We start from the raw sequence: 25,104 nt of genomic DNA on the forward strand, positions 1-25,104 counted from the left end.
GGCTACGATCCGACTTGACGGTTACCGGCTTACTCTCGATGGCGCTTGCCTTTATGAACGCCCTACCGATCCCAGCCCTCGATGGTGGTCACGCAACCATTTTGGGTTATGAGATTATTTCGGGTCGTAAGCCATCAGATCGCTTTCTGGAAGGTGCCCAAAAAGTGGGTATGGTTATTTTACTTGGTTTGATGGCCTTCGCCATTTTCAATGATGTATTCAAGGCTGTTTTTTAATAGTTTGTTAAAACGCAAAGGCGCGAAGACAAGCGCAAAGAACGCGAAGAGAACCATAGCGTTCTTTGCGTATTCTTTGCGCCTTTGCGTTTTAATAATCATTTCGACAGCCAGTCGGTCGGTGCACGAATTTCATGCCAGTGTGACCCAGATGCAGTACAATGCAAAAGATCGAGTCTTCGAAATTAGTGTTCGGATCTTCACCGATGATTTTGAGAAAGCACTTTCAGCCGCATCAAACAGTAAAATTAATTTAGATGGCCCACCCGCTAAACACGATCCTCTAATCGAGAAATACATACAGGCCCATTTCTCGTATGTATCCCCACAGAAGCAGACGAAACCGGTCAAATACGTTGGTCACGAAGTAGAAGCGGATGCAAACTGGCTCTACCTGGAAATGCCTTATACAGAGCCTTTTAAAGGTGGATTATTGAAACAAAACGTGCTGATGGAGCTGTTTGACGACCAGGTAAACATGGTTAATGTGCAGTATCAGGGACAGAAAAAAACGTTCGTTTTCCGTAAAAATCAGCCTGTTCAGGACATTTCGTTCGATTAATAAATTTCTGTGACATTAACCTTCCTAAATAGTTAGTTTTGTAATAGTAACAATTAGTCCGTCAATTCGTCATAAGTATACGATTGGCACGACGCTTGCAACTACCTCATTTCCCTTGCCTTTCCTTACAGTTTAGGAACCAACCCAATATTGAATGCTGCCAGACTGGCAGTGTATGTATGAATTCACAAAAAGAATTTGCGACCCGTTTACTGTTGGCCGATTTTGATTCGGATAATTTAGAAATTGTGCCTCTCGGATCACCTGAAGGGTTAGATGAAGACTATGAGTTACCGGCAAACCTTCCCATTCTTCCGGTTCGCAATACAGTGTTGTTTCCAGGTATGGTAATTCCCGTCACGGTAGGGCGGGCAAAGTCGATTCGGCTGGTAAAAAAAGCCTATAAAGGCAACCGAATTATTGGTGTAACGGCACAGCTTAATCAACAGAAAGACGAACCCACCGCCGATGACCTGTACCGGTTCGGAACGGTGGCTTATATTATTAAAATGATTACCCTGCCTGATGGCAATATCACCATTATTATTCAGGGAAAGAAGCGCTTTGAAATTCAGCAAATCACTCAGGAAGAACCGTTTATAACGGCGCAGGTTCGTCAGATTGACGATGCCTTCCCGAGCGTTAATAAAAAAGAAGGAAAAGCAATGCTGCAATCGCTGAAAGATGCAGCTTATAAAATTCTCCGTCTTAACCCCGAAATTCCACAGGAAGCCCGAATTGCTTTAGATAATATAGAAAGTTCGACCTTTTTGCTACACTTCCTGTCATCGAACATCAATGCTGATGTAGCTGATAAACAGCGCCTTCTGGAATTGACCGATGGAAGCCAGCAGGCAAGCTTACTGCTCGAATACATGCTTCGTGAAGTGCAATTGCTGGAACTGAAACGCGAAATTCAGTCAAAAGCCTCGTCAGATCTCGACCAGCAGCAACGCGACTACTACCTGCGTCAGCAGATGAAAGTCCTGCAGGATGAGCTTGGTATGGACAACCCAGACCGCGAGATCGATGAACTGCGCATGAAAGCTGATAAAAAGAAATGGCCTACCGAAGTTCGGAGTCATTTCGATAAAGAGCTTAACAAGTTGCAGCGTATCAACCCGATGGCTCCGGAATATCCGGTGACGATGAATTACGTCGAGCTGATGGTTGATCTACCTTGGAACGAGTTCACCAAAGATAATTTCGACCTGAAGCGCGCGCAGAAAATTCTGGATGGTGACCACTTTGGCCTGGAAAAAGTGAAAGAACGGATCATTGAGTACTTAGCCGTTCTGAAACTTAAAAACGATATGAAGGCCCCAATCCTGTGCCTTTACGGCCCTCCGGGTGTGGGTAAAACCTCATTGGGTAAGTCGGTGGCAAAGGCCCTGGGCCGAAAATATAGCCGCATGGCACTAGGTGGCGTTCACGATGAAGCCGAAATTCGGGGTCACCGTAAAACGTACATCGGGGCTATGCCGGGTAAGATTATCCAGAATATCCGTAAATGTGGGACAGCCAATCCAGTTTTTATTCTGGATGAGATCGATAAGGTAAGTTCTGATTTCCGGGGCGATCCATCTTCAGCTTTGCTCGAAGTACTGGATCCAGAGCAGAACTCAACCTTCATGGACAATTACCTCGAAACCGAGTTCGATCTCTCGCGGGTATTGTTCATTGCAACGGCTAACTCACTTGATACCATTCACCCCGCCCTGCGCGACCGGATGGAGATCATCGATATTGCAGGCTATACGGTTGAAGAAAAAGTGCAGATTGCCAAAAAGTACCTGGTTCCAAAACAGCGGAAAGATCACGGACTGAAGCCTAAAGATTTAGTGATTGAAGATAAAGCTATTCTTCGCATCATTGAAGGCTATACTCGGGAGTCAGGTGTACGGAATCTGGAGCAGAAAATTGGCGCACTCATCAGAAAAATAGCCAAATCCATTGCGATGGAGGAGGACTATAACCATACGGTTAAAGCGACCGATATTTCTAAAATGCTCGGTGCCGAGGTTTTTGATAAGGAACTCTACGCCGATGACGATATCGCTGGCATAGTAACGGGCTTAGCCTGGACACAGGTTGGGGGCGAAATCCTGCTTATCGAATCAAGCCTGAGCCGGGGAAAAGGGGTTCTGACCCTGTCTGGTCAATTGGGAGATGTTATGAAGGAATCAGCCGTTACGGCTCTCTCCTACCTGAAAGCCCATGCCGATGAACTGGGTATCGACTATCGAGTCTTTAATCATTACGATCTGCACATCCATATTCCTGCCGGAGCCGTACCCAAAGACGGGCCATCAGCAGGCATCACGATGCTGACCTCCATGACGTCGATTTACACCCAACGCAAAGTGAAGCCGTACCTGGCTATGACGGGCGAGGTGACGCTTCGGGGCAAGGTACTTCCCGTAGGCGGCATCAAAGAAAAGATTCTGGCAGCTAATCGGGCAGGTATTAAAGAAATTATTCTCTGCTCGAAAAACCGGAAAGACATTGAGGAAATTAATCAGACCTATATCAAAGACCTGACTTTCCATTACGCAGATACAGTAGATCAGGTGTTGAACATTGCCTTGCTGCCTGGTCAGGTTGGCAAACCCATGAAATTCATATTGCCCGAAGAACGAGAACACCGCGAAGTAGAGAAAGTGTATTAATTTACGGATCACGATGTACGAATTACGATTTGGCACGACGCGAAAGTAATTCGTACATCGTAATCCGTACATCGTAATTCGTAAATCCCTTTGCTTGATTTTCTTAAACTCTCTGCTACCTATCAACAGGCACTGCTTCGGCAGGTTGTGCCGTTCTGGCTCAAGCATGGTCGGGATGAGCAATGTGGAGGATATTTCGATTTACTATCAACCACGGGAGAGGTAATTGAAGGAGATAAATGCATTACGCAGCAGGCTCAGCAAACATGGGCGTTCGCCTGGCTTTATAATACCCTCGATGGGCAACCGACATGGCTCGAACACGCCCGACATGGCGCTAACTTTCTCAGTCAGTTTGCGCATAACGACACTCTTTCCTGCTACGCCCAACTCGACCGGCGAGGTCGAGCCGTAGCCGCTTCAACAGATGCCATTCCTGACTGTTCGGTGGTTATGGCCTATGCTCAGCTCCACCGTGCCACCGGCAATGATGAGTGGGCCATGCTAGCTAAACAAACTTTTACAGGCCTGCTTCAGCATCGCGACGAAATTAGGGCTGAACAAGCCGAAACTATTGGCGGCTTCCGACAAATCCGACACTTAAGCGAACCCATCGCCGTACTTAAAACAGTATTGGAGATGCAGCCACTTTTGAGCGAAGAAACCTGGAAACAAGCTTTAGATGGGGTTGTCCAGGAATTACTGAACGAGTTTGTCGATCGCCGGACGGATGTACTTCGTGAGTTTATTTTACCTGAAGGCGCATTCGTTAACACCCCAGAAGGTCGCCGGGTCAATGTTGGGCTGACCTTCCAAACTGCTAGTTATCTTCTTGATTTTTCTGCGGAAAGTGGTTTGCCTAGAACAGGTTCCAGTACAATTACGAACCGAAAACTGGCAACGCAGCTTGTAGGCTGGTGTTTACGCCTTTGCGAACAAGCGTGGGATGAACTTGCAGGGGGAGGATTAAATCAATATATCGACGTTAAACAGCAACCACTTCTGTTCCCGGACGGACGACAGAAATGGGCTTGGGTACAGGTTGAGGCAATGGCTACTCTGGTAAAATGCTATGTGTATACACGCCAGCCTGATTGCTTAAAGTGGTTCAAACGGATTCATGATTACAGCTTCCATAATTTTCCTGATGCAAAACACATCGGTTGGCATATAGCCGTCGATCAGCATGGCCAACCCTTGGTATCGGCCAAGTCGCTTTCTGCCGTTGGGTGTTTTTCGCTTATCCGTTGCCTGGCCGAAACAGCGCAGCTATTAACGAAATGTGAGCCAATTCAACCCCGACAAACAGGCACCCGTGTTCTCCATTAAATCGGTACGACGGCTAAATCAAGATCAGGCACCTCAGCCACTAAGAAATTGATAGTTGTTTTCATATTGGGCAGGTCGTCAAGTAAGAATATATGACTCCCTTCAGTCACAAATTCCGAAACGATTGTTTTTTGCTGCGTGTGGTGAACAGCATCGAGCTGATACAGGTCAATCGTTAACTGGCAATCGACTGCCGTAGATACATTAATGCGTAAGGTATCATCAGTCTGCTCACAACTAAAATTTGTAATTACCTGTCGGGCAACAGACTTATTGGCTAATTCCAGCTTGATCTGCTTTACTAAAAGTGGAATGACTGGGGCCAGACCATCCACAAACAGAATCGCCGGATTCTGATCTAGAAAACTGGCTCTAAGGGTTGTATTCGTTGCGGCATCAACGCCCCGTCCAAAGGCAATCAAGTCAAAATCGGCGGCATTGAACTCCTGACTGGCCTGCTCAATAAGGCTCGTGGTCTTTACCAAAAAGCCTTCCTCGATTAAAGCTGACGCCAGATTAGCCAGTACGTTTGGGTTACGCCCGATGAGTAATACCGCTTTGTTCATTATTTTCTTTTTTCTGTCATTTCGACGTCAGGAGAAATCTCAAACTTGACTAATATGAGACGTTGAGATTTCTCCCTACGGTCGAAATGACAAAAAAACGTCTTAATCTACTTAACTTGAATTCTATAATAGAGTCAATATTCAGCCCAAATCTGGCAAGTTACTTCACCAGCAACTCATTCTTTAGATTGAGCAAAGCCGTCAATCGCTCCACGAACATTTCCAAATTTCGCCAATAACTCCTCGGCTTCTTCCCGGCCAACACCAATCTCGCTCATCACCATCTTAGCGGCCCGATCCTGTAACTTAATATTCGTTAATTGCATATCGACCATTTTATTACCCCTCACCCGGCCCAACTGAATCATAACGGAAGTCGAAATCATATTCAGCGCCAGCTTCTGCGCAGTCCCGGCTTTCATACGGGTGCTGCCCGTTACAAATTCCGGTCCTGTAACTACTTCCACGGGATATTCAGCAGCTTGTGCCACCGCCGACCCTTCGTTACAAACAATACACCCCGTTAGAAGGCCAGCTTTTCGGGCTTCCTGCAACCCGCCAATAACATAAGGCGTTCGACCCGAAGCCGCAATACCAATAACGGTATCGTGTTCATCTGGCTGATAAGGCGCAATATCTTTCCAGGCCTGTTCGGCATCATCCTCGGCAAACTCGACCGCTTTGCGAATCGCGCCATCGCCACCCGCCATCAGACCAATGACTAAATCATGGGGTACACCATAGGTTGGCGGGCATTCGGAGGCATCGACAACGCCAAGCCGACCGCTGGTTCCAGCTCCTATATAAATGAGTCGACCACCCTGTTTCATGCGTTTGACAATTTCCGTCACCAACGCTTCAATCTGCGGAATGGCCTTCTCTACAGCGAGTGGTACGGTTTTATCTTCCTTATTAATATTGGTCAGCAAGTCGTGAACCGACATTTGCTCTAGATGGTCGTAGTGCGAGGCTGTTTCTGTTGTCATACCTCAAAAGTAATAAGTACCTATTTTAACTAACAAATAATCCGATTTTTCTTGCCTTTCATAAAAACATGAAGTTTATTTACAGCGTTATTACACCATCAGCGAAATTTCGCTAATTGTTAATTATGATTGCCGAACAGCCAACTGCCGAATTAAATCGTTTTAGTCGTACCCTAACCCAGGAAATCAGTAACCCAGCCGCCAAAGCAATGCTTTATGGGGTGGGCTTAAGTGAGGACGACATGCAGAAGCCCCAAATTGGCATTGCCAGCACGGGCTATGAAGGGAACACCTGTAACATGCACCTGAACGGACTCTCTGTTTATGTAAAGCAGGGAATTCAGGCAAATGGATTGGTAGGCTTGATTTTCAATACCATTGGTGTATCCGATGGCATGACGAACGGCAACGATGGTATGCGCTATTCGCTACCCAGCCGTGACCTGATTGCAGATTCCATTGAATCGGTTGTGACGGCCCAATGGTACGATGGCGTTGTAACGGTTGTTGGCTGCGACAAAAATATGCCCGGTGCTGTAATGGCCATGGCTCGTTTAGATCGGCCTGGTATTATGGTGTATGGCGGTACGATTCGTTCAGGCCATTATAAAGGACAGAAATTAGACATCGTTTCGGCCTTTGAAGCGCTTGGCAAGAAATACGCCAATAACATCTCCGACGAAGATTACGAAGGCGTAATTAAAAACGCCATTCCTGGTGCCGGGGCATGTGGCGGCATGTACACGGCCAACACTATGGCCAGCAGCATCGAAGCGATGGGATTGAGCCTGCCTTTTAGCAGCACTTATCCAGCAACGCACGAAGGCAAGCAGGAAGAGTGCAAGAAAATTGGAGCGGCTATGCGAATATTGCTCGAACGCAACATCACGCCAGCCGACATTATTACCCGCAAATCGCTCGAAAATGCACTGACTATTGTGATGGTGCTAGGTGGATCAACCAATGCCGTATTGCACTATCTGGCCATTGCTCGAGCCGCTGGCATCGAGCTTACCCTCGACGAAATACAGGCAATTAGCGACCGCACTCCCCTACTCGCCGATTTGAAGCCTAGCGGCAAATATTACATGGAGGATATGCTCGCTATTGGGGGCGTTCCAGCCGTAACGAAGTACTTGTATCAGAATGGATTTATTCACGGCGATTGTATGACCGTAACGGGTAAAACCGTCGCTGAGAATCTGGAAGAAGCACCTGATTTAAATTTCGAAACGCAGAAGATCGTATTCCCGTTGAGTCAGCCGATTAAAGCAACCGGCCACATTCAGATTATGCGCGGGAATCTTTCACCAACGGGCGGTGTCGCTAAAATTACAGGGAAAGAAGGCCTGAAATTTGATGGTACTGCCAAAGTGTGCGAACATGAAGGCGAAGTAATTGATGCACTTCAGAAAGGTGAAATTCTGCCAGGGCAAGTGATTGTCATTCGCAATGCTGGTCCTAAAGGTGGCCCCGGTATGAGCGAAATGCTGAAACCAACCTCAGCTATCATGGGCGCAGGGCTGGGCGACAAAGTAGCGTTGATCACCGATGGTCGTTTCTCCGGTGGTACTCACGGCTTTGTAGTCGGACACGTTACCCCCGAAGCCTTCGACGGTGGCCCGATTGCCCTGGTGCACAACGGCGACCGCATCACCATTGACGCAACAACCCGCGAACTGACGCTACATATTTCAGATGAAGAGATGGCGCAGCGTAAAAGCGAATGGAAACAACCTGCTCCTCCTTTCACAAAAGGTGTACTGGGCAAATACATTCGGAATGTGAAATCAGCCAGCGAAGGCTGTGTGACGGATGAAGCGTAGGAGCGAGCTTATTTCCCAGTAAAGAAGGCTGAATTTCGTTCGAATAAACAACAGGAATACAACAAACTGAATACGACCATAAACCGACCACACGTCATGGAAGCAATCGCCAGCGTTATCCCGGAAACTATAGAAACTCAAGCAGCCCCTGCTTACATCAACGGCTCACACGCCCTGATGAAAGGCCTGCTAGCCGAAGGCGTAGATACCATTTTTGGCTACCCTGGTGGAGCCATTATGCCCGTTTACGATGCCCTTTATGACTATCAGGAGCAACTGAATCATATTCTGGTGCGTCATGAGCAGGGTGCTGGTCATGCAGCACAGGGGTATGCGCGCGTAACGGGTCGGGCGGGCGTCTGCCTGGTTACATCGGGTCCAGGGGCCACCAATCTGGTAACGGCCATCGCCGATGCCCTGATTGACTCCACTCCGCTGGTTTGTATTGTGGGGCAGGTTGCTAAAAAACTATTGGGTACGGATGCGTTTCAGGAAGCCGATGTAATGGGCGTTACGATGCCAATTACCAAGTGGAATTACCAGATCACGGATGCAAACGAAGTGCCAGAAATACTGGCCAAAGCATTTTACATCGCCCAATCAGGTCGTCCAGGTCCCGTCTTAATCGACATGACCAAGAGTGCACAACTGGAATTGATGACGAAGCCCTACGTGTACGAACGCTGCCAAAGTCTGGTGAGCTATCGGCCACGTCGGATTCCAAAACAGGAGCAAGTCGAAGCGGCTGCCAAGTTGATCAATTCCGCCAAGCGTCCGTATATACTGGTTGGTCACGGCGTTCAGATTGCCAAAGCCGAAAACGAGCTCAAAACCTTTGCCGAAAAAACGGGTATTCCTGTCGCAACAACCTTACTGGGCCAGTCTACCATTCCAACCAATCACCCACTCTACGTGGGCTGGTTAGGCATGCACGGTAACTATGGCCCCAACGTGATGACGGATCATGCCGATGTGATTATCGCCATCGGTATGCGCTTCGATGACCGGGTTACGGGCGATGCCAGTAAGTACATCAAGCAAGCCAAAGTTGTTCATATCGAGATCGATCCATCGGAAATTGATAAGATCATCCGGGCCGATGCACCTGTGGTTGGTGATGCAAAAGAAGCATTAAACGCGCTACTTCCACTCGTAAAACCGAACGACCATACCGTTTGGCGCAACGAATTCCGAAAATACGATGCCGTTGAGAATGAAACCATTACGGTTCCTGAATTAACCAGCACCAACGGTAAAATCAGAATGGCCGAGGTTATTGACATGCTCTCGACCAAAACTAAGGGTGAATCTATCCTGGTAACCGATGTAGGCCAACACCAGATGATGGCATCGCGCTATTATCAATTCCGTCGCCCAAACAGTTTAGTTACATCGGGCGGTATGGGAACAATGGGCTTTGCCTTACCTGCCGCCTTTGGTGCGCAGGTTGGCGCTCCCGACCGTCAGGTAGTAGCCATAATTGGCGACGGTTGTTTCCAGATGACCTTACAGGAACTCGGCACTATCGTTCAGAACAAGCAGCCAGTTAAAGCTATCATCCTGAACAACAACTTCCTGGGCATGGTGCGCCAGTGGCAACAGTTATTCCATGAACGTCGGTATTCGTTTGTGGAATTACAAAACCCCGATTTCATCACCATTGCCAGAGGTTTCGGTATGGATGGACAAACGTGTAGTGAACGGGATAACTTATCCGACGCACTCGACACGATGCTAAACCACGACGGGCCGTTCTTGCTTGAAGTAATCGTTGAAAAAGAAGAGAACGTATTTCCGATGGTGCCAGCCGGTGCCAGCGTAGCGCAAATCAGACTGAAGTAAACGTGGTGTCGGGTTCTTAAACCCGACATACCTAAAACTGTGTCGGGTTTAAGAACCCGACACCACGAAACATGACAACGTACACCATTTGCATATTCACGGAAAACACCATCGGGCTGCTGAACCGCATCACGATCATTTTCACGCGACGGCGCATTAATATCGAGAGCTTGACCGTATCAGAAACAGAACGGAAAGGCATATCGCGCTTTACGATTGTGATTAAACACGAATCGCGGGAAGAAGTCGAAAAGCTTGTTCGGCAGATTCGTAAAATCGTAGAAGTGCTGGCGGTATTTGGCTATCTCAACGACGAGATTGTCTATAATGAAATTGCATTATTCAAGATTTCGACATCTCTCGGCACGAAGTCACTGGATGTCGAAACTATCAACAAGCAGTACAAGGCCTGGGTTGTTTACTGGGGCTTGGACTACGTGGTGATTGAAAAGACGGGGAATGACACCGAGATCTTTGATTTTTTCGCTTACCTGAAACAATACGAGATTCTGGAGTTTGTTCGCTCCGGGCGCGTAGCTGTCGGCAAGACCGAGAAGGGTCTGGTCGAGTATCTGCCTGAAGCAGAGTGGGAATCTTACCTGTAGTTTTTGTCATTCCGACGAAAGAGGAATCTTAAAGCTGGCCTAACCTAAAATAAGGATACATTAAGATTCCTCCTTCGTCGGAATGACAAAAACAAAAACCAATCTTTCGCGCTGATGGGTTATGCTTTTTACGTCTATATCATTACAAATCCAGATAAAACAGTTTTATATACTGGTATGACAAATGATTTAGTCAGACGTTTACAAGAACATTATGAATCGCGAGGCCAATCAGAGAAATTTGCAGGGCAGTACTACTGCTATAATCTGGTTTACTGGGAGTTCCATAAATATGTTCGTAATGCTATTGATCGCGAGAAAGAAATTAAAGGTTGGCGCAGGGAAAAGAAAGTAGCTTTAATTGAGTCCATGAATCCTGAGTGGAAAACGCTGAATACTGAAATTCAAGGATAGTGTTGTCATAGCTGCGACCACCCGGTCCGATGATAGGAGGAATCTTAAAGCTAATTTAATTCACAAGAAGGATACTTTAAGATTCCTCCTATCGTCGGAATGACAAAAACAAACAAATTTGCGTAACCAATTAGTAACCCTAAATACGAGTACAAAAACCAATTAAACATGGCAACGATTAATTTCGGAGGAGTTGAAGAGCAAGTGGTAACGCGGGAAGAGTTTCCGCTAGAAAAAGCACGTGAAGTACTGGCGAATGAAGTGATCGCCGTGATTGGATACGGTGTTCAAGGCCCAGGTCAGTCGCTGAACATGCGCGACAATGGTTTCAACGTTATTGTCGGACAACGTAAAGGTAAAACCTACGACAAAGCGGTTGCTGATGGCTGGGTTCCCGGCGAAACCTTGTTCGAAATCGAAGAAGCGCTGGAAAAAGGTACCATTATTTGCTTCCTGCTCTCCGATGCTGCTCAGATTGAACTCTGGCCAACGGTGAAAGCCGCTCTTAAACCAGGCAAATCGCTTTATTTCTCGCACGGTTTCGGTGTAACGTATAAAGAGAAAACAGGCATTGTCCCCCCTGCTGATGTCGATGTATTCCTGGTAGCTCCTAAAGGTTCAGGTACATCGCTGCGCCGTTTGTTTGTAGAAGGTAAAGGGCTGAACTCCTCGTTTGCTATTTACCAGGATGCTTCAGGCAATGCACGTACCAAAGCCATCGCTATGGGTATCGGTGTTGGTTCGGGTTACCTGTTCGAAACCGATTTCTACAAAGAAGTAACGTCTGACTTAACCGGCGAACGGGGTACACTGATGGGTGCCATTCAGGGTATTTTTGCTGCTCAATACGAAGTGCTGCGCGCCAATGGCCACAGCCCGTCTGAAGCATTCAACGAAACGGTTGAAGAGTTAACCCAATCGCTGATGCCACTGGTTGCCGAAAACGGTATGGATTGGATGTATGCCAACTGTTCGACCACCGCACAACGGGGTGCGCTGGATTGGTGGAAACCTTTCCACGATGCCACTAAGCCTGTATTCGAAAAATTATACAACTCGGTAAAATCGCAGGAACAAGCTGAAATCAGCATCACTCGCAACTCGCAGCCCGACTACCGCGAAAAACTGGAAGTAGAACTGGCCGAACTGCGTGACTCAGAAATGTGGCAGGCTGGTAAAGCGGTTCGGTCACTGCGCCCAGAGCGGAGCTAATCCTAATTAATGTACAACGAATAATGTACAATGGATAACGTAAATTTGTTATAATGGGTGTTGGTTTCTTACTCATTATACATTTTACATTATTCATTGTACATTTTTCATTCTCGACGTGGTTGACAAAGACGCAAAATTAACCCTCCCCGACCTGGATAATATTTATCTGTCTGCTGAACGACTACAGGGTATTGCCGCGCATACACCTTTGCAGGAAAACATCAACTTGTCGGACCGGTACGGTGCCAACATTTTCCTGAAGCGTGAGGATTTGCAGGTTGTCCGTTCCTACAAAATTCGGGGAGCTTATAATAAAATGGCCAGCCTGTCTGCCGAAGCGTTGGCTAAAGGAGTTGTGTGTGCCAGCGCCGGTAACCACGCGCAGGGATTGGCGTATGCCTGCCGAAAGATGGCGGTGACCGGCATCATTTTCATGCCAACCACCACACCGAATCAGAAGGTGAAACAGGTGCGCATGTTTGGCAAGGAGTTCGTTGAGGTGCGTCTCATTGGCGATACGTACGATGACGCCTACAACGCGGCTATGGACTATGTCAATACCCACGATAGCACGTTCGTGCATCCTTTCGACGATGTGCTGGTGATGGAAGGTCAGGGAACCGTTGGGCTGGAAATCCTCCGGGACGCCACAGGCAAAATCGACTACCTGTTGATGGCCATCGGCGGGGGTGGTCTGGCGTCGGGCGTCTCAACCGTGTTCAAGCAACTGAGCCCTAAAACCAAACTAATCGGGGTAGAACCACTTGGCTCGCCATCCATGAAAGTCTCTATCGACGAAGGCCACGTTGTAGCCCTCGATAAGATCGACAAGTTTGTTGATGGAGCCGCGGTAAAACGTCCGGGTGACATAACGTTCGAAATTTGTCGTAAAAACCTCGACCGCGTTCTGTTAGTCCCCGAAGGCAAAGTCTGCACAACAATTCTAAAGCTATATGACGAAGACGCCATCGTAGCCGAACCCGCGGGTGCCTTAACCATTGCCGCGCTCGACATGCTGAAGGATGAAATAAAAGGCAAGAACGTCGTTTGTTTAGTCAGTGGGGGCAATAATGATATTACTCGCACAGAAGAAATCAAAGAGCGTTCGTTATTGTATGAAGGACTGAAACACTATTTCATTATCCGGTTTCCGCAGCGTGCCGGTGCCTTCCGCGATTTTTTAAATGTACTTGGCCCCAATGACGATATTAGCCGGTTCGAATACGCCAAGAAAACGAACCGGGAAACCGGCCCTGCCGTAGTAGGAATCGAACTAAAGAGTCGCGACGATTTCGAACCGCTCATCCAGCGAATGCAGGCCCAGAACATCGTGTTTGAGTACCTGAATGACCAACCTGATTTATTTCAGTTTTTGGTGTAGCTTCGTGTAAACCAGACAGGCTTTCTCACTATGAAAAACCCAATCACAATTGACCCGGACATCCAGTTTGGCACGCCCGTTTTCACTGGAACACGAGTACCTGTTGAGTCTTTGTTCTGGCATCTTGAGAGTGGCATTTCGTTGGATATTTTTTTGACTGAGTTTCCCTCTGTTTCACGAGAACAGGCAATTTCTGTACTCGATCTAGCTGGCAAAGCACTCAGTTCAGATAAATTATTACCACTGATTTATGAAATTACTGCTTGATGAAAATCTACCTAAAGGTTTAAAACAGCATTTCCCTGAACACGAAATATACACAGTTCGCGATATGGGCTGGCAGGGAAAAAAGAATGGTGAACTGTTAATGCTGATGATGGCCGATAACTTCAATGTCCTTATTACATTTGATAAAAACTTACGTCATCAACAGAATTTTGCTAAGTATCCCATAGCCGTTCTGGTACTTAATGCCTGGGGAAACTCGATGCCTTTTTTAGAACCATTGCTTCCTCAGATGCGCGAAACGCTCAGTAGATCTCTCCCGACTGGGGCAACTGTAGTTAGCTTGTCATAGTATGCTCCGCGTTCCCTCCTCCATCCAGGCCAATCAGTTTGAATCACTGAATATTCAGCGCCCCGACGCTTCAGAAATGAAGTTTGTGGCCTATCGAAGCGACGTATATCCCGAGCGTAATGAGGTATTCTTCGAAGAACACGCGGTTATTGTCGTATTAAAAGGAGAAAAGAAATTCAGTTCACCCACGCAGGAGTTACACGTACGTACGGGCGATATTCTATTCTTCCAGCGGGGTTGCTACTCCATGAACGAGTCCATTGATAACAGCTATCGCAGCCTGGTATTTTTCGTCAATGAGAAAATGCTGAAAGAGTTTGTCAGTCAGCACCTATCGCTATTTCAGTCGGCGTCTACATCGCTTCCTACCGATCTTATTTTATCGTTTTCATCTTCGCCTACCTTCACAACATTTATTAACTCGCTGCTGCCGTATTTTGGTGCCAGAACGCCCTTTCTGAATGAACTATTACGCCTTAAGTTTCAGGAGTTACTGCTGCATTTGCTCGAACTCGATACGCTAGGGCAACTACGGGCCATTCTATGGCACATTTACCAGGGTCAGAAAACCGATCTCGATTATCTGATGAGTACCTATTTACTCAAACCTTTATCAATGAGCGAATTGGCTAGATTATCAGGGCGAAGCTTATCGGCCTTTAAGCGCGATTTTGAGGCCCATTTCCATACCGCACCGGGCCATTGGATTCGTGGAAAACGGCTCGATCATGCCCATTTCCTGCTCCGAAATACCGATAAAAACGTATCGGAAGTAAGTATGGAAATCGGCTATGAGAGCGTATCTCATTTTATTAAAGCCTACAAACAACAATACGGTTTTACACCCAAACGAGGTAATTAATTAGACAACGATGCTACACTGTACCCCCTTTCTTTTGTTCGATGGAAATTGTGCTGAGGCCATGACCTTTTACCAAACGTGCCTTGGCGGAGACTTAACACTAATCAAACTCGGCGATACGCCCATGAAAGTCCAGTTTCCACCAGAAAAGCATGACAGAATTATCAATGCCCAACTGAAAAGTGGTGCCATCGATTTTTCGGCTACCGACTGGATGGCCTCCCCTGCACTCGAACCAAAACCGGGGAACACGTTTAGCATCTATGTCGTCGGCGAAGCATATGATGAACTGAAAACTGTGTTCGACAAACTTGCAGACGGAGCAGACCAGGATAACAGAACGTTCATTGAGCTTCATAATGTGCCATTTGGGAGCTATGGACAATTCACCGATAAATATGGCGTTTCCTGGATTTTCAAAGGAGATAAGAAAGACTAAGTGCTGTTGCCTGTCTAGCCAATAACGATTTAACACTTCCTCACTCATGATCACGCGAATTACCGTTCTTACACTACTGATCGCCAGTACGGTTGCATCAGCCCAACAAACCAATCTTCCGATCCGCAAAACGGTTGACACGCCCAAACGTTCGATCCGGCTCGATGTCCCGATGACCAACTCGATCCGCAACGCATTCAAGGTGGGTACGCGTGATTTTTCCGGTAAGCCAGGCCCCAATTATTGGCAATTAGAAGCTGATTATACCATTAAGGCAAGCCTCGATCCGGCAACGCAGACAATTACCGGATCGGAAAAGATCAGCATGCATAATAACAGCAAAGACGATCTGAAAACGATCGTTCTGCGCCTTGATCATAACCTCTTTCGCCCGGAAGCCCAGCGCGGTGCATCCGTACCAGCCGAAGCAACCGATGGAATGATCCTAACGAGCTTGAAAGTAGCGGGCCAGACAGTAGACCTCACCGCAGCGGCTCCAGTGATGACGCGTCGCGGGAATGGCGGTGGTCCTACTACCTCTACAAAAATGACCATCTCCGGGCTTACTCAAACGATAGCCACCATCAATCTGGTCGATCCGGTGAAAGCGGGAGCAACGGCAGAGCTGGAAATCGAGTGGCACACCAAACTTCCTGGTGGGCCAAATGGACGAGGCCATCGCATGACGCAACGATTTGACAGTAAGCTTTTTCAACCCACACAATGGTACCCGCGTATTGGGAAATATGATGATCTGCGTGGTTGGGAAACCAGCCCTTATCTCGGGCCTTCTGAGTTCTATAATAACTTCGGCAAATTCGATGTATCCATAACCGTACCCGGTGGGTGGATCGTAAGCGGTACAGGCGTACTTCAGAATCCAAACGAGGTATTGACGGAAACCGCCAGACAGCGACTTACTACGGTTCTCAACTCAAATGATGACGTAATCATTGTGAGCGAGACGGAAAAAGGCCCTGGCAAAGCAACGGCGACGGGCGACAAACTGACCTGGCACTTTGTTGCCGACAGGGTAAATGATTTTGCCTGGTCCACCGCCGAAAACTTTGTCTGGAAGGCCACACGCGCCACCATTCCCGGCAAAGGTGCCATTCCAATTCATATGGTTTATCTGCCCGAACGGGCCAAGCTTTTTGATCAGGCCGGTAAGATTTCACGCCATGCTCTTGAGTTTTATTCAGCGCTTTGGGCACCTTATCCATTCCCTCAATTGACGCTTCAGGATGGCCCCAGCGCGGGTATGGAATATCCGATGGTCATTAACTCGAATCAGGGCGCTGCCGATCATGAAACCGGGCACCAGTGGTGGCCTATGATGCTGGGCACGAATGAAACGCGTTACGGCTGGATGGACGAAGGTTTCAACCAGTATATGAATATTCTCTCGGCTGCTGACCGCGACGGAAAGCCGTATAATCTGGACGGTTTGGGGCAAAGCTATGGCCAGATGAGCGGTGACGAAAACGAAGCGCCTATGATGTGGAACGCCAATGATGCCGGGAGTGGCTATCGGTTTCAAACCTACGGCAAAGCGCCCCTGATGCTCTCCATGCTGGGCGGCATTGTAGGTGATCAGGCGGTTATTAATGCCATGAAAAAATATACGGCAGCATGGGCGTATAAACATCCGTCACCCTGGGATTATATGTTCTTTATGAACAATGAATTGGGACAGAATCTTGACTGGTTCTGGTACTACTGGCTATGGACAACGGAGACGGTTGACGGATCGATTCAGGAAGTGAAAACCGCAAATGGCAAAACAACGGTAACGGTCCATCAGGCAGGGCAAATGCCATCCCCAGTTGTGCTGAAGGTTGAGTTTGACGCAGAAGGCCCGGCTCTTAAACCAGTGACTAATGCCAAACTAATTGATGCCACGACGGCCGAAGTTACATGGCCAGCATCGGTTTGGTTCGACGGTAGCCGCACGTTTAATGCCGTCATGAATTTTGGCGATCGCAAGATCAAAAAGATAACGTTTGATCCGCACGGTCGTTTCCCGGATGCCAATCCAGCCGATAACGTTTGGCCGCGGGAGTAATCATGCAGTAGATAAGCTCCAGAAAACAAGAGGTTATTTTTTGTCATTCCGACGTCAGGAGGAATCTCAAAGTTCCATATTAGTCGGGCTTGAGATTCCTCCTGGAGTCGGAATGACAAAAAAGCGATTCAATTTCAACAGAAAAGCAAGGCTTGAATCGCTCCCGTATAAAAACTATCCCCGGCGGTATTTACATTGTCAAACCTGCTTTTAACTGGACTGACATCCCCTGTAACCTTGGCTACATGAAAATCCTGTCCCTGTTTGTTTGCCTGACAGTCCTCAATCTACTTTTTAGCTCGTATGTAAACGCGCAACAGCCGTCAACTAAACGAGCAGGAGTAACCGCTAACTCGGGCGTTTTCACGAAAAAACAGGTAGAACTTGGGGCAGCTTTATTTACAACGCATTGCGCTGCCTGTCATGGGCGAGATTTACGCGGAACCGAAGGCGGCAACGCGCTGATTGGGGATCGTTTCATAACCAAGTGGGCTGGTAAATCGGTGGGGCAATTAGTTGAGTTGACAAAATCGACCATGCCCAAAACCAATCCTCATTCGCTGGATGATGCTTTGTACTCGTCGCTGGTAGCGTTTATCCTGAATGCCAATGGATTTCCGGAGGGCGATGTGGTGTTATCATCAACGACAGCGCGACTAAAGACAATACCGATTGGCACTCCTCCTCCTTCGTCGCGGGTCAGTATGCAGTTTAAGCCAGCTGCGTACAACGCGAAACCAACCACCATTGAAGCAGACTGGCGACAGCACCGGGGCGATTACGCCAGTACGAATTACTCTCCCTTAGATCAGATCAATAAAGAAAACGCCAAAAATCTAAAAATTGCCTGGCGATGGAAAACCGACAATTTTGGATCGAGCTCGGAGTTTTATTTTAAATCGACGCCCTTGATGGTGAATGGTGTATTGTATACCACAGCCGGGCTAAGCAGAACGGTAGCCGCCATAGATGCCGAAACGGGGGAAACGCTCTGGACGTTTCGGTTCGACGAAAAAGAGCGAAAAACGTACGTACCACGCCAGAATTCCGGGCGGGGAGTCGCCTACTGGACCTCGCCCGACAACGGAAACGATCGGGTCATTTACATTACGCCAAGTTTTCAATTAGTTGCGCTGGACGCCAAAACGGGCCATGTGGTGCCCGATTTCGGTGATAACGGGATTGTGGATTTAAAGAAAGGCCTGGATCAGCCTGTTGATCCACTTACCGCAACGATTGGCTCTACATCGCCCCCCATTATTGTCAATGATGTCATCATTATGGGGGCATCTTTCCCCGTCGGTCTAGCGCCTGTTTCTAAAAAGCAGGTTCGGGGCGACATCATGGGCTACGATGTGAAAACAGGAAAGCGGTTATGGATTTTTCACACCATACCGCAACAGGGCGAAGCCGGGAATGAAACCTGGGAAAAGGAGAGCTGGATGTACACCGGAAATGCCGGAGCCTGGGCACCGCTAACGGTCGACCCTGAGTTAGGCTATGTTTATCTGCCGTTAGAGGCCGCTACGGGCGATTTCTACGGCGGGCATCGACCAGGGAACAATCTGTTTTCGCAGAGCCTGGTTTGTTTAGATGCGAAAACGGGCAAGCGCGTCTGGCATTACCAGTTGATTCACCACGACATCTGGGACTATGACCTACCAGCGCCCCCCATTCTGGCAAACATTACTGTGGATGAAAAGGCCATAAAAGCGGTTGTGCAGGTTACGAAGCAGGCCTTTGCCTTCGTGTTCGACCGGGTTACCGGGAAACCCGTCTGGCCCATTGACGAGCGCCCCGTACCCCAAAGTGATGTGAAAGGCGAGTGGACATCGCCTACGCAGCCCTTCCCAACAAAACCAGCCGCCTTCGACCGCCAGGGCTATTCAGATGACATCCTGGTGGATTTTACGCCTGAAATCAAAAAAGCAGCCTTAAAAATTGTCAGTCGCTATAAAAAAGGGCCGCTATATACGCCAATTAGTACTTACGATCCGCCCAATAATTTAGGCACCTTAATGCTCCCCGATGCCGTGGGCGGTGCGAATTGGCAGGGCGGTGTTCTGGACCCGGAGACAGGGATGCTCTATGTGTCGTCAAGTACGGTTATCCGGCCCATGAGTCTGGAGTCGGCCCCTAATCTGTCGGATATGGATTACATCGCATACATGGGCAATGCCCGCATCGGCCCCTATGGGTTGCCGTTAGTAAAACCACCCTACGGACGAATCACGGCCATTGATCTGAACACCGGCGACCACAAATGGATGGTGCCCAATGCCGATACGCCCAACTGGGTAAAGGATGTTCCGGCGTTAAAAGGCATAAAGATTCCCCGAACTGGTTTGCCCGATCGGGTGGGCATGCTGGTGACGAAAACCCTGCTGTTTGCCGGAGAAGGCGCGGGTCTGTACGGCTCTGATGGTGGTGGCGGAAACAAGTTTCGGTCGTACGACAAACAAACCGGTCAAATCATCTCAGAGATTACCTTACCCGCCAATCAGGCCGGATTACCCATGACGTATTCCATTAATGGCAAGCAATATATTGTTGTGGCCATTGGCGCTACCGGACATCCTGGAGAATTGGTTGCGTTATCCCTTTGAGCGAGTAGGCAGGCGAGTAGGTATCTGGGGTTTTGTTTTCTATCACAGCTATGCCACGCATTTGCACGAAGCAGGTACCGACATCAAGCTTATTCAAGAACTGCTGGGTCATAATGACCTGAAAACTACCCTCCGCACACCCACGTGAGCAAACGATCGCTAGACAACATCAAAAGTCTATTCGACGCATTGAACCTAAAAAAAGAGTAAATTGGAACGTGTAAAAAACGTTTTTACATCTAGATAACGAAAATCTCTTCTATAACAACACAAAAAGCGCGACAACAAAAGTACTATTTTTTATCAAAACAATACAAATAAATACAAAAAGCACGACAAAACTTTCGTATATTTAGGAGTTAGCGGTCAGTGTAAAAGACAACGACACTACCAACTGAGTTAATTTTTATGGAAACACAAGTATCAAGAGCCGATTTATATAAATATAAAACCCAGCGTAACGACTTAAAGCAACACGCAGATAAGATTATTCAGGGCATAAAGAAAATTGGGCCTAACCATGCCAAAAGAGCTATTTGGGAACTGTTTCAGAATGCGGTGGATTTAAGCCCATCCTGTGAGATTGAGTTAAAGCTATCAGATAACGAGTTAATCTTTTCACACAATGGAGTGCCTTTTACTATGCACACCTTAGATTGTTTATTTACGCAAGTAAGTTCAAAAACTCTTACAGAAAAGAAATTAGAAAGAGAAGAAGCTGACCCTATTGGTCAATACGGCACAGGCTTTATGACTTCTCATTCTTTTGGTGACATAGTGAAAGTAAGTGGTGCTATTCAAGATGAACCTGAAGGAGAAGATTCAAATCATACGGCATTAGGCCAAATAAAATTCACCGACCTTGTAATAGACCGCAGCACGCAAGATTGGGAAAAGCTGTGTGATGAAATAAGCAATCTGAGAAAGACAGTTACAAAATTGCTGAATGAGCAACCAACTTTTGACGAGTTGCCAAAAACCGTTTTCAAATTCGGTTTTAACAACGAACTCAATAAAAAAAGAGCATTTGATGCCACCGAGTCACTCAAAGTAATTTTGCCTTATGTGATGATTTTTAATGACAGATTAAAGAAAGTAACTGTTATTGACAATCAAGGCAATACAACAACCTACATCAAAAACGAAGTTGAAGAATCCAGTGAGTATTTCTACACAAGAGAAATACAAATAAATAACGAAAGCAAAAAAATCAACTATCTTAAAACGGATAGATTAACCATTGTTCTACCCATTGAAAGTAATTCAACTGCTGAGGCAAGTATTGGGAAAGCAGAAATTTTGCCAGTCAGTTTACCACGACTTTTTCTTTTTTACCCATTAATAGGGACAGAGCATTTTGGGTTCAACTATATAATTCACTCGAAAAATTTCCAACCTACTGAACCAAGAGACGGCTTACATCTCAATTCAGAAAATGAAAAAAATAAGACAGAGGAATTAGCCAATCAGAAACTAATGCAAGAGGCATCTGATTTGATTTTTTCTTTCTTAGAAAACAACCTTTCAAAAATCCAAAATCCACATTTACTGGCTGAAATCAACTTTTCGGTTAGTTCAGATGATGCGGAGTTAAACAAATACTTTATAAAATTCAAAGAGAAGTGGACGAATAAGTTTAAAACCTTTCCATTTGTTGAAACGCAAATCACCAGAATATCGGCACAGCAGGCAGTTTTTCTGAGCAATGTTGTAATTCATGAAGCAAATGAAAACACCCTGAAAGCCATTTACAACATTCTTGGTGGATTTTATGAAAATGTTCCCAAATCAGACCTCATACCAATCTGGACAAAACTGATGGATGATTGGAATATTTTGGATATTAAAAGAATTGGGTTTGCAGATATTGCTGATAAAATCCAAGAAAAGGGAGCAATTGAATCATTCAATAAGCCGGATTTAATTCTTTTATATCAGGAAATGATTCGTAAAGGCGAAGGAGAATTGTTCGCCAACAGAAGTTTATTACCGAACATCAAAGGTCAATTCAGAAAGCAAGTGGAGTTAAGCAAATCTGTTGATTTGACGGATGCACTTATTCCACTAGCAGATGTAATCAATCCCAAAATAACCAACAGGCAAATTGATACTGATTTTCTACTTGAAGGTTTGGAGTTTGAAAACTTTGGTAGAAGAAATTACATGGAGTTAATCAATGCTTCATTAGATGAACATATAAAGGAAAATACACGTTCAGCAAACCTGCCTGAAAACTACTTGGCATGCTTGATTCAATATGCCAGTATCATCCCTAAGGAAGATTCGATAAGTGGTCCTGTGAAAGTGATCAAGCTGATTGAAGAGCATTATGGTTTAGAGTTAAGTTCGATTATTCTTCCTTCCATTACCGGTGAGGAAAAGGACAACATAGACATTAGAAAAGGGCAAAACGATTTGTTCAAGGTGTTTTTGAATGATATCAGTGATAAAGATGCTGAATGGACAAAAGAAAAGTTAGAAGAATTAGCCACGGTTTTAAAAGAAGCTTTCAATTACGCAGATGTCAAAAAGGTATTCTTGCGATATGATATTTATCCAAATCAACTTCACGAATTAAAAGGTATTCCAAATCTTTACAGGGATAACAAAATACCAGAGTTTGTAAAGGATTTGTACGACAGCATAGTAGAGCCAAATAATCCAATTAGAACCAAACTTGCACATTCGGTAATTGAAAATATTCATGATGAAATGAAATCCATCAAAGCATTGGATTTGACATCTGACATAGAAGTACGGTTTTTCGGGGAATCTGGAAATGAGATTCACATGGAAAAACATCCTTATAGAAGTGATATTATTGACATCATTAGGAATTTCAAGCCCGACCAAGAAAACAATGAAATTTATGAAAAGCTATTTCCGGCAACATCAAGAAATAAGTCGGCAATATTGGTACAGTTGGCAGACGGGGATGCGTCCTTCACTATTTTAAGTCAGAATGAGGCCGTAATAAGAAAACTAGCAGGTATTGCCGGACATCCGAATCTTGATGAATTGATAAAACTTGGCGAAGATGCATTGCTAAGACAACAGCAAGTGGAAGCCGAAATGCAATACAAAAAGAAAATTGGCAATCACTTGGAAGATGTGCTGCTGAAAAGATTGTTACAAAATTTAAATGCTAAAGTGAAAAGCGAGCAAGATGGCCAAGACCTTGTAGTTTACATTGATGAAAAACCGGTTTATTATATTGAGGTGAAATCTAAATGGCTCGAAACAACTCCAATAAGAATTTCAAGAAATCAAACATTAAGAGCACACCAAAACCCGAACTGCTTTGCATTGTGTTCAATTGATATGACCAAATACACAGGAGCAGATAAATATGAGATTGAGAAAATTGAAAGTGTCGTTGAGTACATGAAATTCAATACCGACTTAGGCAGTAAAGTAGGCCACTTAGTAGACATTTATGAAAATGCCCATCAAATAGACAAATTCAGTTTAGACGGAGATTACAGGACACTAATACCAGCGGCTTATATAAAAGAGGGTATTGATTTAGGCAAATTTGAATCTGAACTTTTGAAGTATATAGAAAGTAATTATGGTAAGCAAAACTAACGAAAAGATTACTTTGACAATTCATAGGACAAAATAAGAACACCGAACCGCTAACAAGGTATTGCCAAAAGCGGGGCTGAACGGCTTCGATTGAATATTTGTACAAAGTTCAACTTTCGTCCTTCGATTCAACTTTTGTGCTAAAACTCCCCGCCTTCGGCAATACCCAAACCGTTGGCAGCAAGTTTATAACACTTTCAAAGTAAGCAATCCTTAATTTTATATGAACGTAGAAGAACAAATCAACGAATATATTACTAGTCAACCTGAAGCAAAACGAACCGACATGCAAGCGTTGCACCAACTTATTCTACAAATTGTACCAGCATGTAAACTGTGGTTTCTGGACGGCAAAAACAGTGAAAATAAAACGGTTTCTAATCCTAATATAGGATATGGACTTCGCACCATAAAGTATGCAGATGGAACAACTAAAGATTTTTATCAAATTGGTTTAAGCGCAAACACAACAGGCATCTCTGTCTACATCCTTGGTATCAGCGATAAAACTTACTTAGCGCAAACGTATGGAAAAAACCTCGGCAAGGCGAGTGTGAGCGGGTATTGCATTAAGTTCAAAACGCTGAACGATATAAACATTAATATACTTGAAGCGGCAATACAATATGGAGTCGAGAATTCGCTCCGAGAGTAGCTTCATAATCATTTTTTTGTTCGCTATTCGCTTCGGTTTCGGCTGACACAATCCATCCGCGTTTGTATTTATAGTTTAAAACAGTAGTGGTTCCAGGCAGATGGAATTCTATACCATAACCTGTACAAAGCCCTAACCGTTGTGTGCCGTTTTTAAAGTGACCGCTTAGGAGCGTTGAACGACAACGAAAAAATATAAAATGTTTAGACATCAGGGTAAGACCCGAACGTTAAGCCATAACCTAAAAATTGCTTCGTTATTATCGTTTGTTGCAGGGTTGGTCAATGTGGCGGGATTTTTTGCGGTGCAACGGCTGACAACTAACGTAACGGGCCACTTTGCTTTCTTTATGGACGAAGTATTTAAGCTCAATTTTTGGCAAGGATTTATTTATTTTCTTTACATATTTTTCTTTTTCCTAGGCTCATTTTGCTCCAATCTGCTCATCGAAATTATTTCACGACACGACGACCACTATATTTACGTTTTTCCTACCTTAATAGAATCGTTAATATTGTTTATTATCGGCCTTTGGGGGCATGATTTAGTGAGCAATAACCCCGATATAATTACCTGTAGCCTGCTTTTTGCCATGGGCTTACAAAACTCGTTGGTGACCTCAATTTCAAGTGCCCGTGTTCGAACAACTCATTTAACAGGGCTTTTCACAGACTTAGGCAT

At 45.8% G+C, this 25,104-nt stretch carries 22 protein-coding genes; 20 read left to right on the forward strand and 2 right to left on the reverse strand.

Annotated features, from left to right (window positions below):
- The 4 genes from ACYVGO_RS37170 to ACYVGO_RS37185 all read left to right on the forward strand — a co-directional run.
- Positions 1-236 (forward strand): site-2 protease family protein (locus tag ACYVGO_RS37170; protein WP_460973871.1); only part of this gene is annotated, 236 nt, incomplete at its 5' end.
- Positions 237-357: 121 nt separating this feature from the next.
- On the forward strand, positions 358-798 hold the full coding sequence (locus tag ACYVGO_RS37175; protein WP_460973872.1) for a DUF6702 family protein: 441 nt from the start codon (positions 358-360) through the stop codon (positions 796-798).
- A 179-nt stretch (positions 799-977) separates the two neighbouring features.
- On the forward strand, positions 978-3,467 hold the full coding sequence (gene lon, locus ACYVGO_RS37180) for an endopeptidase La (RefSeq protein WP_460973873.1): 2,490 nt from the start codon (positions 978-980) through the stop codon (positions 3,465-3,467).
- 90 nt (positions 3,468-3,557) lie between these two features.
- Positions 3,558-4,796 carry an AGE family epimerase/isomerase gene (locus ACYVGO_RS37185; protein WP_460973874.1) on the forward strand — a complete coding sequence of 413 codons (1,239 nt, stop codon included), beginning with the start codon at positions 3,558-3,560 and terminating at the stop codon, positions 4,794-4,796.
- Here ACYVGO_RS37185 and ACYVGO_RS37190 read toward each other — a convergent pair.
- Together ACYVGO_RS37190 and murQ are read right to left on the reverse strand one after the other, a co-directional pair.
- The gene (locus ACYVGO_RS37190) at positions 4,793-5,362 is read right to left on the reverse strand and encodes a hypothetical protein (RefSeq protein WP_460973875.1); all 570 of its coding nucleotides are present in this window, start codon (positions 5,360-5,362) and stop codon (positions 4,793-4,795) included. The two genes, ACYVGO_RS37185 and ACYVGO_RS37190, sit on opposite strands and share 4 nt — an antisense overlap.
- A 176-nt stretch (positions 5,363-5,538) precedes the next feature.
- Positions 5,539-6,348, reverse strand: coding sequence for an N-acetylmuramic acid 6-phosphate etherase (gene murQ / locus ACYVGO_RS37195; RefSeq protein WP_460973876.1), 810 nt, complete (start codon positions 6,346-6,348; stop codon positions 5,539-5,541).
- A gap of 125 nt (positions 6,349-6,473) precedes the next feature.
- On the opposite strand from murQ, the gene ilvD reads away from it, so the two are divergent.
- The 16 genes from ilvD to ACYVGO_RS37275 form a co-directional block, all read left to right on the forward strand.
- Positions 6,474-8,174 carry a dihydroxy-acid dehydratase gene (ilvD, locus tag ACYVGO_RS37200; protein WP_460973877.1) on the forward strand — a complete coding sequence of 567 codons (1,701 nt, stop codon included), beginning with the start codon at positions 6,474-6,476 and terminating at the stop codon, positions 8,172-8,174.
- A 96-nt stretch (positions 8,175-8,270) separates the two neighbouring features.
- Positions 8,271-10,016: a biosynthetic-type acetolactate synthase large subunit gene (gene ilvB, locus ACYVGO_RS37205; protein WP_460973878.1), complete on the forward strand. Its 1,746-nt coding sequence runs from the start codon at positions 8,271-8,273 to the stop codon at positions 10,014-10,016.
- Between the two features lie 71 nt (positions 10,017-10,087).
- Entirely contained in the window at positions 10,088-10,621 is a 534-nt protein-coding gene (gene ilvN, locus ACYVGO_RS37210; RefSeq protein ID WP_142770667.1) for an acetolactate synthase small subunit, read from the forward strand.
- Positions 10,622-10,735: 114 nt separating this feature from the next.
- The gene (locus tag ACYVGO_RS37215; RefSeq protein WP_371731984.1) at positions 10,736-11,035 is read left to right on the forward strand and encodes a GIY-YIG nuclease family protein; all 300 of its coding nucleotides are present in this window, start codon (positions 10,736-10,738) and stop codon (positions 11,033-11,035) included.
- Positions 11,036-11,203: 168 nt separating this feature from the next.
- Positions 11,204-12,247 (forward strand): ketol-acid reductoisomerase, encoded by a 1,044-nt coding sequence (gene ilvC / locus ACYVGO_RS37220; protein ID WP_142770665.1) that lies wholly within the window; start codon positions 11,204-11,206, stop codon positions 12,245-12,247.
- Positions 12,248-12,365: 118 nt separating this feature from the next.
- A complete protein-coding gene (gene ilvA / locus ACYVGO_RS37225) occupies positions 12,366-13,631 on the forward strand; it encodes a threonine ammonia-lyase (RefSeq protein WP_460973879.1) in 1,266 nt (421 codons plus the stop codon).
- Between the two features lie 30 nt (positions 13,632-13,661).
- A complete protein-coding gene (locus ACYVGO_RS37230) occupies positions 13,662-13,898 on the forward strand; it encodes a DUF433 domain-containing protein (RefSeq protein WP_142770663.1) in 237 nt (78 codons plus the stop codon).
- Positions 13,882-14,208 carry a DUF5615 family PIN-like protein gene (locus tag ACYVGO_RS37235; protein ID WP_142770662.1) on the forward strand — a complete coding sequence of 109 codons (327 nt, stop codon included), beginning with the start codon at positions 13,882-13,884 and terminating at the stop codon, positions 14,206-14,208. Before ACYVGO_RS37230 ends, ACYVGO_RS37235 begins: the two co-directional genes overlap by 17 nt.
- Before the next feature lies 1 nt (position 14,209).
- Positions 14,210-15,070, forward strand: coding sequence for a helix-turn-helix transcriptional regulator (locus tag ACYVGO_RS37240; RefSeq protein ID WP_460973880.1), 861 nt, complete (start codon positions 14,210-14,212; stop codon positions 15,068-15,070).
- Positions 15,071-15,080: 10 nt separating this feature from the next.
- On the forward strand, positions 15,081-15,509 hold the full coding sequence (locus ACYVGO_RS37245; protein ID WP_460973881.1) for a VOC family protein: 429 nt from the start codon (positions 15,081-15,083) through the stop codon (positions 15,507-15,509).
- 46 nt (positions 15,510-15,555) lie between these two features.
- Positions 15,556-17,574 (forward strand): M1 family metallopeptidase, encoded by a 2,019-nt coding sequence (locus ACYVGO_RS37250; RefSeq protein ID WP_460973882.1) that lies wholly within the window; start codon positions 15,556-15,558, stop codon positions 17,572-17,574.
- Between the two features lie 245 nt (positions 17,575-17,819).
- Positions 17,820-20,180: an outer membrane protein assembly factor BamB family protein gene (locus ACYVGO_RS37255; protein WP_460973883.1), complete on the forward strand. Its 2,361-nt coding sequence runs from the start codon at positions 17,820-17,822 to the stop codon at positions 20,178-20,180.
- On the forward strand, positions 20,107-20,328 hold the full coding sequence (locus ACYVGO_RS37260) for a tyrosine-type recombinase/integrase (protein WP_460973884.1): 222 nt from the start codon (positions 20,107-20,109) through the stop codon (positions 20,326-20,328). The genes ACYVGO_RS37255 and ACYVGO_RS37260 overlap by 74 nt, the downstream gene beginning before the upstream one ends.
- A 260-nt stretch (positions 20,329-20,588) precedes the next feature.
- Positions 20,589-23,768, forward strand: a complete 3,180-nt coding sequence (locus ACYVGO_RS37265) for a sacsin N-terminal ATP-binding-like domain-containing protein (protein ID WP_460973885.1) — start codon at positions 20,589-20,591, stop codon at positions 23,766-23,768.
- Positions 23,769-23,991: 223 nt separating this feature from the next.
- Entirely contained in the window at positions 23,992-24,423 is a 432-nt protein-coding gene (locus tag ACYVGO_RS37270; RefSeq protein WP_460973886.1) for a DUF1801 domain-containing protein, read from the forward strand.
- 199 nt (positions 24,424-24,622) lie between these two features.
- Positions 24,623-25,104: YoaK family protein (locus tag ACYVGO_RS37275; RefSeq protein ID WP_460973887.1), on the forward strand; the 482-nt coding region annotated here is incomplete at its 3' end.

This window comes from Spirosoma migulaei (assembly GCF_054776855.1).

Bases quoted from the DNA above. Each gene is read 5' to 3' on its own strand.
- lon (WP_460973873.1), top strand. From the start codon at position 978: ATGAATTCACAAAAAGAATTTGCGACCCGTTTACTGTTGGCCGATTTT.
- ACYVGO_RS37190 (WP_460973875.1), bottom strand. From the start codon at position 5,362: ATGAACAAAGCGGTATTACTCATCGGGCGTAACCCAAACGTACTGGCT.
- murQ (WP_460973876.1), bottom strand. From the start codon at position 6,348: ATGACAACAGAAACAGCCTCGCACTACGACCATCTAGAGCAAATGTCG.
- ilvD (WP_460973877.1), top strand. From the start codon at position 6,474: ATGATTGCCGAACAGCCAACTGCCGAATTAAATCGTTTTAGTCGTACC.
- ilvB (WP_460973878.1), top strand. From the start codon at position 8,271: ATGGAAGCAATCGCCAGCGTTATCCCGGAAACTATAGAAACTCAAGCA.
- ilvN (WP_142770667.1), top strand. From the start codon at position 10,088: ATGACAACGTACACCATTTGCATATTCACGGAAAACACCATCGGGCTG.
- ACYVGO_RS37215 (WP_371731984.1), top strand. From the start codon at position 10,736: ATGGGTTATGCTTTTTACGTCTATATCATTACAAATCCAGATAAAACA.
- ilvC (WP_142770665.1), top strand. From the start codon at position 11,204: ATGGCAACGATTAATTTCGGAGGAGTTGAAGAGCAAGTGGTAACGCGG.
- ACYVGO_RS37230 (WP_142770663.1), top strand. From the start codon at position 13,662: ATGAAAAACCCAATCACAATTGACCCGGACATCCAGTTTGGCACGCCC.
- ACYVGO_RS37235 (WP_142770662.1), top strand. From the start codon at position 13,882: ATGAAATTACTGCTTGATGAAAATCTACCTAAAGGTTTAAAACAGCAT.
- ACYVGO_RS37240 (WP_460973880.1), top strand. From the start codon at position 14,210: ATGCTCCGCGTTCCCTCCTCCATCCAGGCCAATCAGTTTGAATCACTG.
- ACYVGO_RS37245 (WP_460973881.1), top strand. From the start codon at position 15,081: ATGCTACACTGTACCCCCTTTCTTTTGTTCGATGGAAATTGTGCTGAG.
- ACYVGO_RS37250 (WP_460973882.1), top strand. From the start codon at position 15,556: ATGATCACGCGAATTACCGTTCTTACACTACTGATCGCCAGTACGGTT.
- ACYVGO_RS37255 (WP_460973883.1), top strand. From the start codon at position 17,820: ATGAAAATCCTGTCCCTGTTTGTTTGCCTGACAGTCCTCAATCTACTT.
- ACYVGO_RS37260 (WP_460973884.1), top strand. From the start codon at position 20,107: ATGGCAAGCAATATATTGTTGTGGCCATTGGCGCTACCGGACATCCTG.
- ACYVGO_RS37265 (WP_460973885.1), top strand. From the start codon at position 20,589: ATGGAAACACAAGTATCAAGAGCCGATTTATATAAATATAAAACCCAG.
- ACYVGO_RS37270 (WP_460973886.1), top strand. From the start codon at position 23,992: ATGAACGTAGAAGAACAAATCAACGAATATATTACTAGTCAACCTGAA.